14 protein-coding genes are annotated in these 14,945 nt (G+C 69.1%); 10 read left to right on the top strand and 4 right to left on the bottom strand.

Annotated features, from left to right (window positions below; translation table 11 throughout):
* The first annotated feature begins 94 nt into the window (after positions 1-94).
* On the top strand, positions 95-1,675 hold the full coding sequence (locus ACZ4EG_RS22270; protein WP_453550121.1) for an ABC transporter substrate-binding protein: 1,581 nt from the start codon (positions 95-97) through the stop codon (positions 1,673-1,675).
* A 135-nt stretch (positions 1,676-1,810) separates the two neighbouring features.
* On the opposite strand, the gene ACZ4EG_RS22265 is transcribed toward ACZ4EG_RS22270, so the two are convergent.
* Positions 1,811-2,482 carry a response regulator gene (locus ACZ4EG_RS22265; RefSeq protein WP_453549784.1) on the bottom strand — a complete coding sequence of 224 codons (672 nt, stop codon included), beginning with the start codon at positions 2,480-2,482 and terminating at the stop codon, positions 1,811-1,813.
* Between the two features lie 79 nt (positions 2,483-2,561).
* Positions 2,562-3,491: a RecB family exonuclease gene (locus ACZ4EG_RS22260; RefSeq protein WP_453549781.1), complete on the bottom strand. Its 930-nt coding sequence runs from the start codon at positions 3,489-3,491 to the stop codon at positions 2,562-2,564.
* Positions 3,492-3,668: 177 nt separating this feature from the next.
* On the opposite strand from ACZ4EG_RS22260, the gene ACZ4EG_RS22255 reads away from it, so the two are divergent.
* The 3 genes from ACZ4EG_RS22255 (at position 3,669) to ACZ4EG_RS22245 (ending at position 7,034) form a co-directional block, all read left to right on the top strand.
* On the top strand, positions 3,669-5,192 hold the full coding sequence (locus tag ACZ4EG_RS22255) for a site-2 protease family protein (RefSeq protein ID WP_467791793.1): 1,524 nt from the start codon (positions 3,669-3,671) through the stop codon (positions 5,190-5,192).
* 97 nt (positions 5,193-5,289) lie between these two features.
* The gene (locus tag ACZ4EG_RS22250; RefSeq protein ID WP_453549776.1) at positions 5,290-6,192 is read left to right on the top strand and encodes a tRNA (adenine-N1)-methyltransferase; all 903 of its coding nucleotides are present in this window, start codon (positions 5,290-5,292) and stop codon (positions 6,190-6,192) included.
* Positions 6,193-6,452: 260 nt separating this feature from the next.
* Positions 6,453-7,034, top strand: coding sequence for a hypothetical protein (locus tag ACZ4EG_RS22245; protein ID WP_467791792.1), 582 nt, complete (start codon positions 6,453-6,455; stop codon positions 7,032-7,034).
* A 92-nt stretch (positions 7,035-7,126) separates the two neighbouring features.
* Here ACZ4EG_RS22245 and ACZ4EG_RS22240 read toward each other — a convergent pair whose 3' ends face one another.
* Positions 7,127-7,432: a ferredoxin gene (locus ACZ4EG_RS22240; protein WP_453549771.1), complete on the bottom strand. Its 306-nt coding sequence runs from the start codon at positions 7,430-7,432 to the stop codon at positions 7,127-7,129.
* 243 nt (positions 7,433-7,675) lie between these two features.
* On the opposite strand from ACZ4EG_RS22240, the gene arc reads away from it, so the two are divergent.
* The 6 genes from arc to prcA all read left to right on the top strand — a co-directional run bounded on the left by arc (position 7,676) and on the right by prcA (position 13,784).
* Positions 7,676-9,442, top strand: coding sequence for a proteasome ATPase (gene arc / locus ACZ4EG_RS22235; RefSeq protein ID WP_453549769.1), 1,767 nt, complete (start codon positions 7,676-7,678; stop codon positions 9,440-9,442).
* Between the two features lie 233 nt (positions 9,443-9,675).
* Positions 9,676-11,187: a depupylase/deamidase Dop gene (gene dop / locus ACZ4EG_RS22230; RefSeq protein ID WP_453549766.1), complete on the top strand. Its 1,512-nt coding sequence runs from the start codon at positions 9,676-9,678 to the stop codon at positions 11,185-11,187.
* Between the two features lie 189 nt (positions 11,188-11,376).
* The gene (locus ACZ4EG_RS22225; RefSeq protein WP_363296689.1) at positions 11,377-11,595 is read left to right on the top strand and encodes a ubiquitin-like protein Pup; all 219 of its coding nucleotides are present in this window, start codon (positions 11,377-11,379) and stop codon (positions 11,593-11,595) included.
* 6 nt (positions 11,596-11,601) lie between these two features.
* Positions 11,602-12,189, top strand: a complete 588-nt coding sequence (locus ACZ4EG_RS22220) for an endonuclease VII domain-containing protein (RefSeq protein ID WP_467791791.1) — start codon at positions 11,602-11,604, stop codon at positions 12,187-12,189.
* Positions 12,141-12,986: a proteasome subunit beta gene (gene prcB / locus ACZ4EG_RS22215; protein WP_453549761.1), complete on the top strand. Its 846-nt coding sequence runs from the start codon at positions 12,141-12,143 to the stop codon at positions 12,984-12,986. The genes ACZ4EG_RS22220 and prcB overlap by 49 nt, the downstream gene beginning before the upstream one ends.
* Positions 12,987-13,046: 60 nt before the next feature.
* On the top strand, positions 13,047-13,784 hold the full coding sequence (prcA, locus tag ACZ4EG_RS22210) for a proteasome subunit alpha (RefSeq protein WP_263206871.1): 738 nt from the start codon (positions 13,047-13,049) through the stop codon (positions 13,782-13,784).
* Between the two features lie 96 nt (positions 13,785-13,880).
* Here prcA and ACZ4EG_RS22205 read toward each other — a convergent pair whose 3' ends face one another.
* Positions 13,881-14,897 carry a LacI family DNA-binding transcriptional regulator gene (locus ACZ4EG_RS22205; protein WP_467791790.1) on the bottom strand — a complete coding sequence of 339 codons (1,017 nt, stop codon included), beginning with the start codon at positions 14,895-14,897 and terminating at the stop codon, positions 13,881-13,883.
* Between the last annotated feature and the right edge of the window lie 48 nt (positions 14,898-14,945).

The raw sequence follows: 14,945 nt of genomic DNA, 5'->3' as shown, positions 1-14,945 counted from the left end.
GCATACCGCCGACGAGCGATAAGGTAATCGGGTTTGTGCCCCGGGTCCGGGACGGTGGCTCCGGGGACGAGATCCGACGACAAGGCACATGCACGTGAACAAGCGCAACCAGTGGCCGGTCCTGCCCATCGTGGCGGGGCTGGCCTCCGGCCTGTTGACCGGCTGCGGCTCGGAGACCGGTGATTCCGGGGGAACCGGCTCCTCCGTGGTGATGGGGATGTCCGACGACGTCCTCGCCACGGACCCCGCCTCCGGTTATGACCCCGGGTCCTGGCTGTTGTTCAACAACGTCTTCCAGTCCTTGCTGAGCTTCCCCAAGGGCGCGGTGGAGCCCCAGCCGGAAGCGGCGAAGGAGTGCACCTTCACCGACAGCCAGGCCAAGGTCTACCGATGCACACTCCAGGACGGCCTCAAGTTCAGCAACGGTGACCCGCTCACCTCGAAGGACGTCAAGTTCTCCTTCGACCGCATGCTGAAGATCAACGACTCGGCCGGTCCCGCGATCATGTTCCCGATGCTGGAGAGCGTCGCGACCCCGGACGAGAAGACCGTCGTCTTCCGGCTCAACGTCCCCGACGCCACCTTCCCCAGCAAGATCGCCTCCGGTGCCGGCTCCATCGTCGACCACCGGCAGTACGACGCGAACGGCCTCCGCAAGGACGACAAGGCTGTCGGCTCCGGCCCCTACAAACTGGACTCCTTCGGCGACGACGAGGCCGTCTTCTCACCCAACTCCCACTACAAGGGCACCGCCGAGATCAAGAACTCCGGCGTCACCCTCAAGTTCTTCCACGGCGACCAGAGCGCCCTGAAGAAGGCCCTCCTCGACGACGAGGTCGACATCGCCTACCGCGGTCTGACCGCGAGCGACATCGCCGACATCGAGAAGCAGGACGGCAGCAAGGGCGTCGAGGTCATCGAGGGCAGCAGCGCCGAGGTCCAGCACCTGGTCTTCAACATGCACGACCCGGTCGCCGGAAAGGTCGGCGTGCGCAAGGCCATCGCCCATCTGATCGACCGCGACGCCCTGATCAAGAACGTCTACCAGGGCACCGCCACCCCGCTCTACTCGATCATCCCGGCCGGTATCGCGGGCCACAACACGGCCTTCTTCGACACCTACGGCGCCCGCCCCTCCCAGGCCAAGGCCGCCGCCGCCCTGCACGCCGCCGGCATCAACGGCAAGGTGAAACTCACCCTCTGGTCCACCCCGTCCCGCTACGGCCCCGCCACCGACCAGGAGCTGAAGGCCATCGCCGGGCAGCTCAACGCCAGCGGCCTGTTCGACGCCGACGTCAAGTCCGTCGCCTTCGACCAGTACGAGAAGGACATCGCCAAGGGCAAGTACGGCGTGTACGTGAAGGGCTGGGTGCCCGACTACCCGGACGCCGACAACTTCACGGCCCCCTTCTTCGGCAAGGGCAACGTGCTGAGCAACAACTACCGCAACACCACGATCACCGGCTCCCTCATCCCGAGCACCGCCGCCCAGAGCGACCGCTCCGCCACCGACGGGGACTTCGGCCGCCTCCAGAACATCGTCGCCGACGAGCTCCCGGTGCTCCCCGTCTGGCAGGCCAAGCAGTACGCGGTCACCCGCGACGGCGTCTACGGGCTGGAGTACTGCCTCGACGCCTCGACCGTGTTCCGCTTCTGGGAACTCAGCAAGAGCTGACGGCCCCCCCCGGCACACACACGAAAGGCGCCCCTTCCCCCGGATCTCTCCACCGGGGAAGGGGCGCCCTCGTCGTCGGACGGGCTGCTCCGCCGCTCTCCTACCGCTATTGCTACTTGCTCTTGTTGCTACTTGCTACTGCGCGCCGGGGCGCACCAGCCCGCTCTCGTACGCATACACCGCCGCCTGCACCCGGTCCCGCAGTCCCAGCTTGGTCAGCACATGCCCGACATGCGTCTTGACCGTCGTCTCGCTGACGAACAGGTCCGCGGCGATCTCGGCGTTCGACAGCCCGCGCGCCACCAGCTTCAGCACCTCCACCTCACGGTCGGTGAGCGTGTGCAGCGTGTCCGGCACCGGCTCGTCACCCGACGGCAGATGCGTGGCGTACTTGTCGAGCAGCCGCCGCGTGATGCTCGGCGCGAGCATGGCCTCACCGTCGGCCACCACCCGGATCGCCTGCACCAGCTCATCGGCGGGCGCGTCCTTCAGCAGGAACCCGCTGGCCCCGGCCCGCAGCGCCTCCACCACGTACTCGTCCAGGTCGAAGGTGGTCAGCACGAGCACCTTTGCCGGCCCGTCCCGGCCCGGCCCGGTGATCTGCCGGGTCGCCTCCACACCGTCCATCCGCGGCATGCGGATGTCCATCAGAACCACATCGGGCTGCAGGGCCCGCACCTGGTCGAGCGCCTGGAGGCCGTCTCCGGCCTCGCCGACGACCGCGATGTCCTGCTCGGCCTCCAGGATCATCCGGAAGCCCGTACGCAGCAGCGGCTGGTCGTCGACCAGTAGGACGCGGATGGCCACGTGAGTCTCCTTCGCTAGTCCGGCCCATTCTGCCCTGCGCGGGCTCATCGACTCGCCTCCGGGGCACGGCCCCGAAGGCTCACACCTCGCCCGACCCGGCCGCGGTGACCGGCAGCGGATACGGCGGGGGAGTGCCGCCGAACTCCGGACAGTGCGCCTGGTGGTCGCACCAGCCGCACAGCTTGGTCGGACGCGGCCGCCACTGGCCCGTCTCGGTGGCCTGCCGGATCGCCTCCCACAGCGCGAGCAGCTTCCGCTCGACGCGCTCCAGGTCGGCGAGGACCGGGTCGTACGTCAGCACATCACCACTGCCGAGGTAGACGAGCTGCAGCCGCCGCGGGATCACGTTCTTCAGCCGCCACACGACCAGGGCGTAGAACTTCATCTGGAACAGCGCGCCCTCGGCGTACTCGGGCCGGGGCGCCTTGCCCGTCTTGTAGTCGACGATCCGCACCTCACCGGTCGGCGCCACATCGACCCGGTCGATGATCCCGCGCAGCCGCAGCCCCGACTCCAGCTCGGCCTCCACGAACAGCTCGCGCTCGGCGGGCTCCAGCCGGGTCGGGTCCTCCAGCGTGAACCACCGCTCCACGAGCCGCTCGGCCTCGCCCATCCAGCGCGCGAGCCGCTCGCCCTCCGGATCCTCCGCGAACAGCTCCAGCACCTCGGGCTTCGTCTCCCGCAGCCGGTCCCACTGTCCCGGGATCAGCGACTTCGCCCTGGGCGCGGTCCGCTCGGCGGCGGGTGCGTCGAAGAGCCGCTCAAGGACCGCATGCACCAGGGTGCCCCTGGTCGCCGCCTCGCTCGGCTTCTCCGGCAGCCGGTCGATCACCCGGAACCGGTACAGCAGCGGGCACTGCATGAAGTCACTGGCCCGCGAGGGAGACAGCGAAGCGGGCGCTATGACCGCGGGCCGGGCAGCGGCCGCCGCCGCACCCTCGGTCTCCGCCGTCACCGGCTCGGTCATGACCGGTGGAACCGCCTCTGCGCCCTCGATGCTGCTGTCCATGACCACAGACCATACGGCCCGCCACTGACAGTCACCCACCCGCGGGCCACGGTCCCGTACTGCCGCCGGACAAACACAGGGGGTGCCGGGGCGGAACGAGTCACGACGGCCGCATACCATCGACCCCAGACCCTTCCGCCCGGATGGTGCGGAAGACGCTTCGAACGAGGGGACACCGTGGACGTGAGCGGCGGGAGCGGGCAGCCGCGGCCCGGCAACGAAAAGCCGACCGAACACCCCACAGTTCCTACGACCCCGGCCACCGAGCCCCCCGGGCCGCAGCCCGACGACGCCGCGCAACCGCCCACCGCGGACGGCGCCGACAGCCCCACCCGCCCCGAGCCGAGGCCGGAGCCGACCACTCCCGCGGAAGCCGAGGACAAGGCCTCGGCCCCGGGCGACGAAGAGGACACCGGTGACACCCCGGCCCCCGGCACCACCCCCGCCGGCCACCCGGAACCCGACCCCGCCCCCGGCTTCGACAAGCACCCCGACCGGTCCCACGCCGACGCCGGGATCGCCAAGGGACGGCCGCCGGTGCGACCCAAGGAACCCGGCGGGGGGCTACTCATGGGGCGGCCCTTCGGAGTACCCGTCTACGTGGCACCCAGCTGGTTCCTGGTCGCCGCCCTGATCACCTGGGTGTTCGGCGGACAGCTGGACCGCGTGCTGCCCGAGCTCGGCGCCGCCCGCTACCTCGTGTCCCTCTTCTTCGCGGTCGCCTTCTACGCCTCCGTCCTGGTCCACGAGCTCGCCCACACCGTCGCCGCCATCCGCTTCAAACTCCCGGTCCGCCGCATCCAGCTCCAGTTCTTCGGCGGCGTCTCCGAGATCGAGAAGGAGGCCGAGACACCGGGCCGGGAGTTCGTGCTGGCCTTCGTCGGCCCGCTGCTCTCCCTCGTGCTCGCCGGGGTGTTCTACCTCGCCATGCAGCCCGTGCGACCCGGCACCGTCCCCGGTGTCCTGCTGGCCGGCCTGATGATCTCCAACCTCATCGTCGCCGCCTTCAACCTGCTGCCCGGCCTGCCCCTCGACGGCGGCCGTATGCTCCGCGCCGTCGTCTGGAAAATCACCGGCAAGCCCATGAGCGGCACCGTCGCCGCCGCCTGGGTCGGCCGCGCCCTCGCCATCTCCGTCCTGATCGGCCTGCCACTCCTCAACCAGTCCGGCGCCCTCGGCTCCGGCAACGAGGAGATCAACGGCATGGACACGGTCACCGACGCCCTGCTCGCCGCCATCCTCGCCGCGATCATCTGGACCGGCGCCGGCAACAGCCTCCGCATGGCCCGCCTGCGCGAACACCTCCCCGAGCTGCGCGCTCGCACCCTCACCCGCCGGGCCGTCCCCGTGCAGACCGACACCCCGCTCTCGGAGGCCCTGCGCCGCGCCAACGCGGCCGGTGCCCGCGCCCTCGTGGTCGTCGACGCCGACGGCAACCCCCTCTCGCTCGTCCGCGAGGCCGCTATCGTCGGCGTACCCGAACACCGCCGCCCCTGGGTCTCCGTCGGCGGTCTCGCCCAGGAACTCACCGAAGGCATGCGCGTCTCCGCCGAGCTCTCCGGGGAGGAACTCCTCGACGCCCTGCGCGCCACCCCGGCCACCGAGTACCTCGTCGTCGAGGAGACCGGGGAGATCTACGGAGTGCTCTCCGCCGCCGACGTCGAGCGCGCCTTCGTCAAGGCCATGGCAAGACCCGCGTGACGCGGGCGCGGTCGGCCCGCACCGTTCACCCGCACCGTCGGGCCGCCCACCTCTTGCGTTGGTCCGAGCCGCCCGTGGGGACCGGTAGGCTGTTCACATGTCCGAACCGACCGGTGCCGCCCGCAGGCGCGGGCCCTTCAAGGTCGGGGACCAGGTACAGCTGACCGACCCCAAGGGCCGCCACTACACGTTCACGCTCGAAGCCGGGAAGAACTTCCACACCCACAAGGGCTCCTTCCCCCACGACGAGCTGATCGGCGCTCCCGAGGGCAGCGTTGTCCGCACCACCGGAAACGTCGCCTACCTCGCGCTGCGCCCCCTGCTCCCCGACTACGTCCTGTCCATGCCCCGCGGGGCAGCCGTCGTCTACCCGAAGGACGCGGGACAGATCCTCGCCTTCGCCGACATCTTCTCCGGCGCCCGCGTCGTGGAGGCCGGCGTCGGCTCCGGCTCGCTCAGCAGCTTCCTGCTGCGGGCCATCGGCGACCAGGGCATGCTGCACTCCTACGAGCGCCGCGAGGACTTCGCCGACATCGCCCGGCAGAACGTCGAGCGCTACTTCGGCGGCCCGCACCCGGCCTGGCAGCTCACCGTCGGCGACCTCCAGGACAACCTGTCCGACACCGACGTCGACCGCGTCATCCTCGACATGCTCGCCCCCTGGGAGTGCCTGGAGGCCGTCTCCAAGGCACTCGTGCCCGGCGGCATCCTGTGCTGCTACGTCGCCACCACCACCCAGCTCGCCCGGACCGTCGAGTCCATCCGCGAGATCGGCTGCTTCAACGAGCCGACCTCCTGGGAGACGATGATCCGCAACTGGCACATCGAGGGACTGGCCGTCCGCCCCGACCACCGGATGATCGGCCACACCGGCTTCCTCCTCACCGCCCGCCGCCTCGCCGACGGCGTCGAGCCGCCCATGCGCCGCCGCCGCCCCGCCAAGGGCGCCTACGGCGAGGACTACGCAGGCCCCAACGCCGACGGAGGCGCCGGTCGCTGAGGCGCCGCTTTGTCGCCTTCCTGCCACCTTCGTCGCCTTTCGCCAGAGCAACGCACGGGCGCCGTGGCCGAGTTCCCAGGACCGCTTCGGAACTCCGCCACGGCGCCCACGCGTTGACAGAGCACCAGGATCCCGGGCCTTCGCCGCCCACAAGCCGCACAGCCTGCCGAAATCCCGGACCCCGCCGTTCCCCCGCGGTGTGACGTGTGGCACCATGCTGGCCACCCCCACCGGCACAGCCACCACAGGAGACACTCCTAGTGCAGCAATCCGCCGTCCCGGAACTGGCTCACACTCACGCCCGCCCCATCCACTGGGTCACCACCGCGGCCGCCGTCGCCGGCGTCGTGGCCCTCTCCTCCGTGCTGCAGCCCGGCTCGGCCAAGGCCGCACAGCCCGACCCCGGCACCGGAACGAAGACCGCCCCCGCGGCTGCCGCGCCGCCCAGCACCGAGGGCGTCGACTTCCCCCTCAAATGCGGTCCGGTGAAGGTGAAGGTCCAGAAGAAGGCCACCGGAGACCTCGACGGCGACGGCCGGCCCGAGACGGTCGCGGTGGTCCACTGCGACGCCCCCATGGGCACCCCGCCCGACGGCGTCTACGTCCTCACCCAGGCCGCCGACGCCCAACGGCCCCGTGTCGTCGCCACCCTCGTCGACCCCAAGGACCGGCTCACCGTCACCGACTTCACCGTACGCACCGGAGCCGTCACCGCGACCCTGCTCGGCTACTCCTCGGCCGACGTGCCCAGTTGCTGCCCCGACGTCAGGACGGGAGCCAAGTGGCAGTGGAAGGACGGCGCGTTCGTCCGCTCCACACCCGCCGGCGCCCACAGCGTGTGAGCTCCGGCGCGCGCGCCGGACACACGAAACACGCCCTGGGATCCCAGGGCGTGTGAGAAATCAGACAATGATCACGGTGAGTGGCTGGAGGCTCACTCCGCGTCGGGTCCGTAGACCTCCACCTTGTCCGAAACTCGACGCACATGAATGCACTCGCCGGGGCATTCCTTCGCCGAGTCCACCACGTCCGTCAAAAGCGGCAACGGCACCGCGGTGACTGCCCCCTTGGCCTGCAGCAGCTCGTCGTCCGCGCCCTTCACATAGGCCAGCCCGTCGATGTCCAGCTCGAACACTTCCGGTGCGTACTGGGCGCAGATCCCGTCGCCCGTACACAGGTCCTGGTCGATCCAGACCTCCAGCGCCTCGCCGCCGCTTCGGGTCGCCTGCTGCACGGTCATCTCTCCTGACGTATCTGCGCCGAGCCAACGGGAATCCGGCCAGCTCTGAAGGGTGTTGAACACTTGGAGCCTACCTCCGGCGGCTTCCCAATCATGTTCGGTGGGTATTCCCCTGGCGTGAGGGAGAGCGCAAGGGTGAAGATCGGACACTCCTTGACAGTCTTTGTGATCTAGGGGTTTCAATCGACACCCACCCAGGTAGGGTCTGGAAGCGTCCAGCTCCCCTTGGAGGAGGTGAGGACCGTGGCAGCCCACGACGACGACATGAACCGCGGCATCCGCCCGGGACGAGGGTCCGACGACCCGGCCGGGCAGATCGCCTACCTTGAGCAGGAGATCGCCGTCCTGCGACGCAAGCTCGCCGACTCTCCGCGACACACGAGGATTCTCGAAGAGCGGATCGTCGAGCTGCAGACGAACCTGGCCGGCGTGTCCGCCCAGAACGAGCGACTCGCCAACACGCTCCGCGAGGCCCGGGACCAGATCGTGGCCCTCAAGGAAGAGGTCGACAGGCTCGCGCAGCCACCGGCCGGCTTCGGCGTCTTCCTGACGGCGAACGAGGACGGCACGGCCGACATCTTCACCGGGGGCCGCAAGCTCCGGGTGAACGTCAGCCCCAGCGTCGACCTCGACGACCTCAGGCGCGGCCAGGAAGTCATGCTCAACGAGGCGCTCAACGTGGTCGAGGCCATGGAGTACGAGCGCGTCGGGGACATCGTCACCCTCAAGGAGATCCTCGAGGACGGCGAGCGCGCCCTGGTGCTCGGGCACACCGACGAGGAACGGGTGGTACGGCTCGCCGAGCCGCTGCTGGACGTCACCATCCGCCCCGGCGACGCCCTCCTGCTCGAACCCCGCTCCGGCTACGTCTACGAGGTCGTCCCCAAGAGCGAGGTCGAGGAACTCGTCCTCGAAGAGGTCCCCGACATCGGCTACGAGCAGATCGGCGGCCTCGGCAACCAGATCGAGGCCATCCGCGACGCCGTCGAGCTCCCCTACCTCTACCCCGACCTGTTCAAGGAGCACGAACTGCGGCCGCCGAAGGGCGTCCTGCTGTACGGGCCTCCCGGATGCGGAAAGACACTCATCGCCAAGGCCGTGGCCAACTCGCTGGCCAAGAAGGTCGCCGAGGTGACCGGCCAGGCCGCCGGCAAGAGCTTCTTCCTCAACATCAAGGGCCCCGAGCTCCTGAACAAGTACGTCGGCGAGACCGAGCGGCAGATCCGCCTCGTCTTCCAGCGCGCACGGGAGAAGGCCAGCGAGGGCACCCCCGTGATCGTCTTCTTCGACGAGATGGAATCCCTCTTCCGCACCCGTGGCTCCGGCGTCAGCTCGGACGTGGAGAACACCATCGTCCCCCAGCTGCTCGCCGAGATCGACGGTGTCGAGGGCCTGCAGAACGTGGTCGTGATCGGTGCCTCCAACCGCGAGGACATGATCGACCCCGCCATCCTGCGCCCCGGCCGCCTCGACGTGAAGATCAAGATCGAGCGTCCGGACGCCGAAGCGGCCAAGGACATCTTCGGGAAGTACCTCACCGAGCGCCTCCCGCTGCACGCGGACGACCTCGGCGAGCACAGCGGCGACAAGTCCACCACGGTCCAGAGCATGATCCAGACCGCGGTCGAGCACATGTACGCCGAATCCGAGGAAAACCGCTTCCTGGAGGTCACCTACGCCAACGGTGACAAGGAAGTCCTCTACTTCAAGGACTTCAACTCCGGCGCCATGATCGAAAACATTGTCGGACGCGCCAAGAAAATGGCGATCAAGGAATTCCTCGAACACAACCAGAAGGGTCTCCGCGTCTCCCACCTGCTCCAGGCCTGCGTGGACGAGTTCAAGGAGAACGAAGACCTGCCCAACACCACCAACCCCGACGACTGGGCCCGGATCTCCGGAAAGAAGGGCGAACGGATCGTCTACATCCGTACCCTCATCACCGGAAAGCAGGGCGCGGACACCGGACGCTCCATCGACACGGTGGCGAACACCGGTCAGTACCTGTAAAACACAGGGCGGCTGCGGGTGCCCTCACCGGGTACCCGCAGCCGACTGTTTTTCGGGCCACGGCTGGAGCAGGCAATGACGCAAATGATCTCCCCACCAGCGCAAAGGCGTTCTAGGCTCTTTCCTACCGCCGAGTCGCGCAGTGCGGGGACGGGCACCGCACACGCACCGGAGCGCCAGCGGTACTTGAGCGGCGTCCACGACCGAGGGTGCCGCCGGGCAAGGAGGGCCGCATGACCGTACGGCGAGTAATGGGCATCGAGACGGAGTACGGGATCTCCGTCCCCGGCCACCCCAACGCCAATGCCATGCTCACCTCATCCCAGATCGTCAACGCCTACGCGGCGGCGATGCACCGGGCCCGCCGGGCCCGCTGGGACTTCGAGGAGGAGAACCCGCTGCGGGACGCCCGAGGCTTCGACCTCGCCCGCGAGGCCGCCGACGCCAGCCAGCTCACCGACGAGGACATCGGACTCGCCAATGTGATCCTCACCAACGGTGCCCGCCTCTACGTCGACCACGCACACCCCGAATACAGCGCCCCCGAGGTCACCAACCCCCGCGACGCCGTCCTCTGGGACAAGGCCGGCGAGCGGATCATGGCCGAGGCCGCGGAACGCGCCGCCCAGCTGCCCGGCGCCCAGCCCATCCACCTCTACAAGAACAACACCGACAACAAGGGCGCCTCCTACGGCACGCACGAGAACTACCTGATGAAGCGGGAGACCCCCTTCTCGGACATCGTGCGCCACCTCACGCCCTTCTTCGTTTCCCGCCCGGTCTTCGCCGGAGCGGGCCGCGTCGGCATCGGTCAGGACGGCCACGAGCACGGCTTCCAGCTCAGCCAGCGCGCCGACTACTTCGAGGTCGAGGTGGGCCTGGAGACCACCCTCAAGCGGCCCATCATCAACACCCGCGACGAGCCCCACGCCGACGCGGAGAAGTACCGCCGCCTCCATGTGATCATCGGCGACGCGAACCTCTCGGAGATCTCCACCTACCTGAAGCTCGGCACGACGGCCCTGGTCCTCTCCATGATCGAGGACGGCTTCATCGCGGTCGACCTGGCCGTGGACCAGCCGGTACGGACCCTGCACCAGGTCTCCCACGACCCGACGCTCAAGCGTCTCGTCACGCTCCGCAGCGGCCGGACACTCACCGCGGTCCAGCTGCAGATGGAGTACTTCGAGCTGTCACGCAAGTATGTCGAGGACCGCTTCGGCGCCGACGCCGACGACCAGACCAAGGACGTCCTCACCCGCTGGGAGGACACCCTCAACCGCCTGGAGAACGACCCCATGAGTCTGGCGGGGGAGCTGGACTGGGTGGCCAAGCGGGAGCTCATGGAGGGCTACCGCCGCCGCGACGGCCTCGACTGGGACGCCGCCCGGCTGCACCTCGTCGACCTCCAGTACGCGGACGTACGGGCCGAGAAGGGCCTCTACAACCGCCTGGTGGCCCGTGGACGCATGAAGCGGCTGCTGGACGAGGCCGACGTCGAGCAGGCCCGTACGAGCCCTCCGGAGGACACCCGGGCCTACTTCCGCGGCCGCTGCCTGGAGCAGTACGCGGACGACGTCGCCGCGGCCTCCTGGGACTCGGTCATCTTCGACCTCCCCGGCCGCGACAGCCTCCAGCGCGTCCCAACCCTCGAACCGCTTCGCGGAACGCGAAATCACGTCAAGGAGCTCCTGGACCGCTGCCGCACCGCAGAAGACCTGGTCAGGGTCCTTTCCGGCGGCTGACCGGACACGCGGACCGCATCGGGCGCGCGGGGTGGAAATCCCGGCGCCCGGGAATCATCGAGGTGGCCCCCGTACGTTGGAGAAACTGCGGGGCCGATGTCGGACCCGGCTTGTAGGGTCTGATCATCACCGATCGGCAGGAATGCCGACCTGTCGACCATGTCGGGCGAACTGAGCGGGGTGAGGGTTATGGCGACCAAGGACACCGGCGGCGGCCAGCAGAAGGCGACGCGCTCCACGGAGGAGGTCGAGGAGCAGGCGCAGGACGCGCAGGCTTCCGACGACCTCAAGGAGCGGCACGAGAAGCTGAGCGATGACGTGGACTCCGTCCTGGACGAAATCGATGATGTGCTCGAAGAGAACGCCGAGGATTTCGTTCGGTCATTTGTCCAGAAGGGTGGGGAGTAGTAGTAAATGTCCGATTTGGGTGTCGGGAAGCAGTGCTCGGCATGCAAGCGGACACTCCCCACCAGCGCATTCGCGGCCAACAGGTCCGAGCTCGACGGGCTACAGGATCGTTGCCGCGAATGCGGGGCGGAGGCTTACCGGCGGGGCCGCGAGGCTCAGGGCAAGAGGGTTCGCCGAGTGAATGTGCCCGAGGGGTGCAAGCACTGTTTGGGGTGTGACGAGGTCAAGCCGTGGAGCGAGTGGCACAAGAACGCGGCCTCCGACGGGCTGTCGACGCGCTGTAAAGCGTGCCGGGCTGTCGCGGGACGTGAGCGTCACCTGAAGCGTAACTACAGCCTCACCGAAGCCGAGCGTGACGCGACGGTCGCCTCTCAGAAGGGGCTCTGCGTGATCTGCCTGAAGGCTCCGGCCGTACATGTGGATCACTGCCACAAGACGGGTAGGGTCCGTGGCGTACTGTGCTTCAACTGCAATTCGGCCATCGGCAAGTTGGGTGACGATCCCGACGCCGCTCGCCGGGCCGCAGCCTATCTGGAAGGAAACTCGTGGAAGCCAATACTCGTGGCACCGGGCGTCTACCAGCTGCCTTCCTGACGCCAGGGTCCTCTTCGTTCATGGACTTTCTCTCCGAGCACCAGCCCGAGCTGCTGCCCGGCAAGCGGCAGCTGCCGCCCACCCAGGGTGTGATCGAGGCGCCGCACGGCACGACCATCGTGGCCGTGACGTTCCCCGGGGGTGTGGTGCTCGCCGGTGACCGCCGGGCCACCATGGGCAACGTCATCGCCCAGCGGGACATCGAGAAGGTGTTCCCGGCCGACGAGTACTCGGCGGTCGGTATCGCCGGCACCGCCGGTCTGGCCGTCGAGATGGTCAAGCTCTTCCAGCTGGAGCTGGAGCACTTCGAGAAGGTCGAAGGCGCGCAGCTGTCGCTGGAGGGCAAGGCGAACCGGCTGTCGACGATGATCCGGTCCAACCTCGGCATGGCGATGCAGGGCCTGGCCGTGGTGCCGCTGTTCGCCGGGTTCGACGTGGACCGGGTCAAGGGGCGGATCTTCTCCTACGACGTGACGGGCGGCCGCTCCGAGGAGCACAACTTCGCCGCCACCGGCTCGGGCTCGATCTTCGCGCGCGGTGCGATGAAGAAGCTGTTCCGTGAGGATCTGACCGAGGACCAGGCGACCACGCTCGTGGTGCAGGCCCTGTACGACGCGGCAGACGACGACTCGGCGACCGGTGGTCCCGATGTCGCCCGCCGGATCTACCCGATCGTCACCGTGATCACCGAGGACGGTTTCCGCCGGCTGACCGAGGACGAGTCCTCCGAGGTCGCCCGTGCGGTGCTGGCGCGGCGTCTGGAGGAGCCGGACGGCCCGCGGGCCGCTCTGCTCTAGCCCGACGCCCGGTCTTGTGAAGGTGGTCCAGTGACTTCGACAGAAAGGGATGGATAACCGGTGTCGACGCCGTTCTATGTCTCACCCCAGCAGGCCATGGCCGACCGGGCGGAGTACGCCCGCAAGGGCATCGCCCGTGGCCGCAGCCTGGTCGTGCTGCAGTACGCCGACGGCATTGTCTTCGTCGGTGAGAACCCGTCCCGCGCGCTGCACAAGTTCAGCGAGATCTACGACCGGATCGGCTTCGCGGCCGCCGGCAAGTACAACGAGTACGAGAACCTGCGCATCGGCGGTGTCCGCTATGCCGATCTGCGGGGTTACACCTACGACCGGGACGATGTGACCGCCCGCGGTCTGGCCAATGTGTACGCCCAGACGCTGGGCACGATCTTCTCCAGTGCGGCCGAGAAGCCGTACGAGGTGGAGCTGGTCGTGGCCGAGGTCGGGGAGACGCCGGAGGGTGACCAGATCTACCGGCTGCCGCACGACGGGTCCATCGTGGACGAGCACGGTTCGGTCGCGGTGGGCGGTAACGCCGAGCAGATCAGCAGTTTTCTCGATCAGCGTCACCAGGACGGTATGAGTCTGGCCGAGGCGCTGAAGCTGGCCGTGCAGGCCCTGTCCCGCGACACGAACGGCAGTGAGCGGGAGATTCCCGCGGAGCGCCTGGAGGTCGCGGTGCTGGACAGGACGCGTCCGCAGCAGCGCAAGTTCAAGCGCATCGTCGGCCGTCAGCTGTCCCGCCTGCTGGAGGCGGACGGTGCGGCCACGGAGGCGGAGAGCTCCGAGGAGGAGTAGCTCCGCGTCTCACCTCGCCCCGCGTGCCCCGGCCGGTTGTCATCGGCCGGGGCGCGGTCGTCATGGCGTGCGGGACCGAGGGGTGAGCGGCGGGCCTCAGACGTCCCGTGGCGGCGCCGTGGAGCCCCGTACGACCAGTTCCACCGGGATGTCGCCGCCGGCGGGCTCGCGGCCCTCCAGGACGGCAAGGAGGGCCTGCATGCCGCGTTCGCCGAAGGTTTCCGCGTCGAGGCGCACGGTGGTGAGCTCGGGGTCGATGGCGGTGGCGAGAGCGAGGTCGTCGAGGCCCGTGACGGAGATGTCGTCGGGGATGCGCAGGCCCCGGCGGCGCAGTGCCTTGTAGGCGCCGGCCGCGAGCTTGTCGTCGTCGCACACGAGGGCGGTGGGCCGGGGTCCGGGCTGGGCCAGGGCGGCCTCCGTGGCGGCGAGGGCGCCCTCGATCGAGATGGGGGCGTGGATGGTGCGGACGTCCGTGCCGGGGACGGTGCCGACGCGTGCCGCCAGCTCACGCGCGCGTACCTCGAAGGTCCAGGAGGCGATGTCGGCGGCGAGGTGGAGGAAGCGGCGGTGGCCGAGGCCGAGGAGGTGGTCGGCGACCTGGCGGACGCCGTCGGTGATGTCGAGGTTGACGGTGGCGGCGCCGAGGCTGCCTTCCGGGTCGCTGTCGAGCATGACGAGGGGGAGTTGGTCGCCGCGGATGGCGGTGAGGGCGTCGGCGGCCATGGAGGAGGCGATGACGCCGTCGAGGGCGGCCTGTGCGGAGGCGAAGGGGTCGCGGGCCGGGCCGATGCCTTCGGGGGAGGGGTAGAGGACGACGCCGAAGCCGTGCTGGGCGGCGACTCGGGCGGCCCCGGTGTAGACGCCGGCGAAGAATTCGGTGGTGAGGGCCGGGACGACGAGGAGGACGGTGCGGGTGCGGCCCAGGCGCAGGTTGCGGGCGGCGAGGTTGGGCCGGTAGCCGAGTTCGCGTGCGGCTTCGCGGACGCGTTCGGCGGTGGCTTCGGAGACGCGGCCGCGCCATTTGTCGCCGAGCACGAGCGAGACGGCGGCCTGGGAGACCCCGGCGGCCTGTGCCACGTCACGGCTTGTGGGGCGCGTGCTGCTGCGTGACACCGTGGATGTGCTCCTTCGTAGGGTCCCGTGCTGTTCGTCGTCTGGACG

The sequence above is a fragment of the Streptomyces sp. NPDC025638 genome, from assembly GCF_055558775.1.
The sequence above is the reverse complement of the archived record's forward strand: the minus strand, read 5'-3'. Positions and strand labels throughout refer to the sequence as shown.

What these genes read in the sequence shown, in the direction of transcription:
- ACZ4EG_RS22260 (WP_453549781.1), bottom strand. Translation starts at nt 3,491, where the DNA reads ATGGACAGCAGCATCGAGGGCGCAGAGGCGGTTCCACCGGTCATGACC.
- ACZ4EG_RS22250 (WP_453549776.1), top strand. Translation starts at nt 5,290, where the DNA reads ATGTCCGAACCGACCGGTGCCGCCCGCAGGCGCGGGCCCTTCAAGGTC.
- ACZ4EG_RS22240 (WP_453549771.1), bottom strand. Translation starts at nt 7,432, where the DNA reads ATGACCGTGCAGCAGGCGACCCGAAGCGGCGGCGAGGCGCTGGAGGTC.
- dop (WP_453549766.1), top strand. Translation starts at nt 9,676, where the DNA reads ATGACCGTACGGCGAGTAATGGGCATCGAGACGGAGTACGGGATCTCC.
- ACZ4EG_RS22225 (WP_363296689.1), top strand. Translation starts at nt 11,377, where the DNA reads ATGGCGACCAAGGACACCGGCGGCGGCCAGCAGAAGGCGACGCGCTCC.
- ACZ4EG_RS22220 (WP_467791791.1), top strand. Translation starts at nt 11,602, where the DNA reads ATGTCCGATTTGGGTGTCGGGAAGCAGTGCTCGGCATGCAAGCGGACA.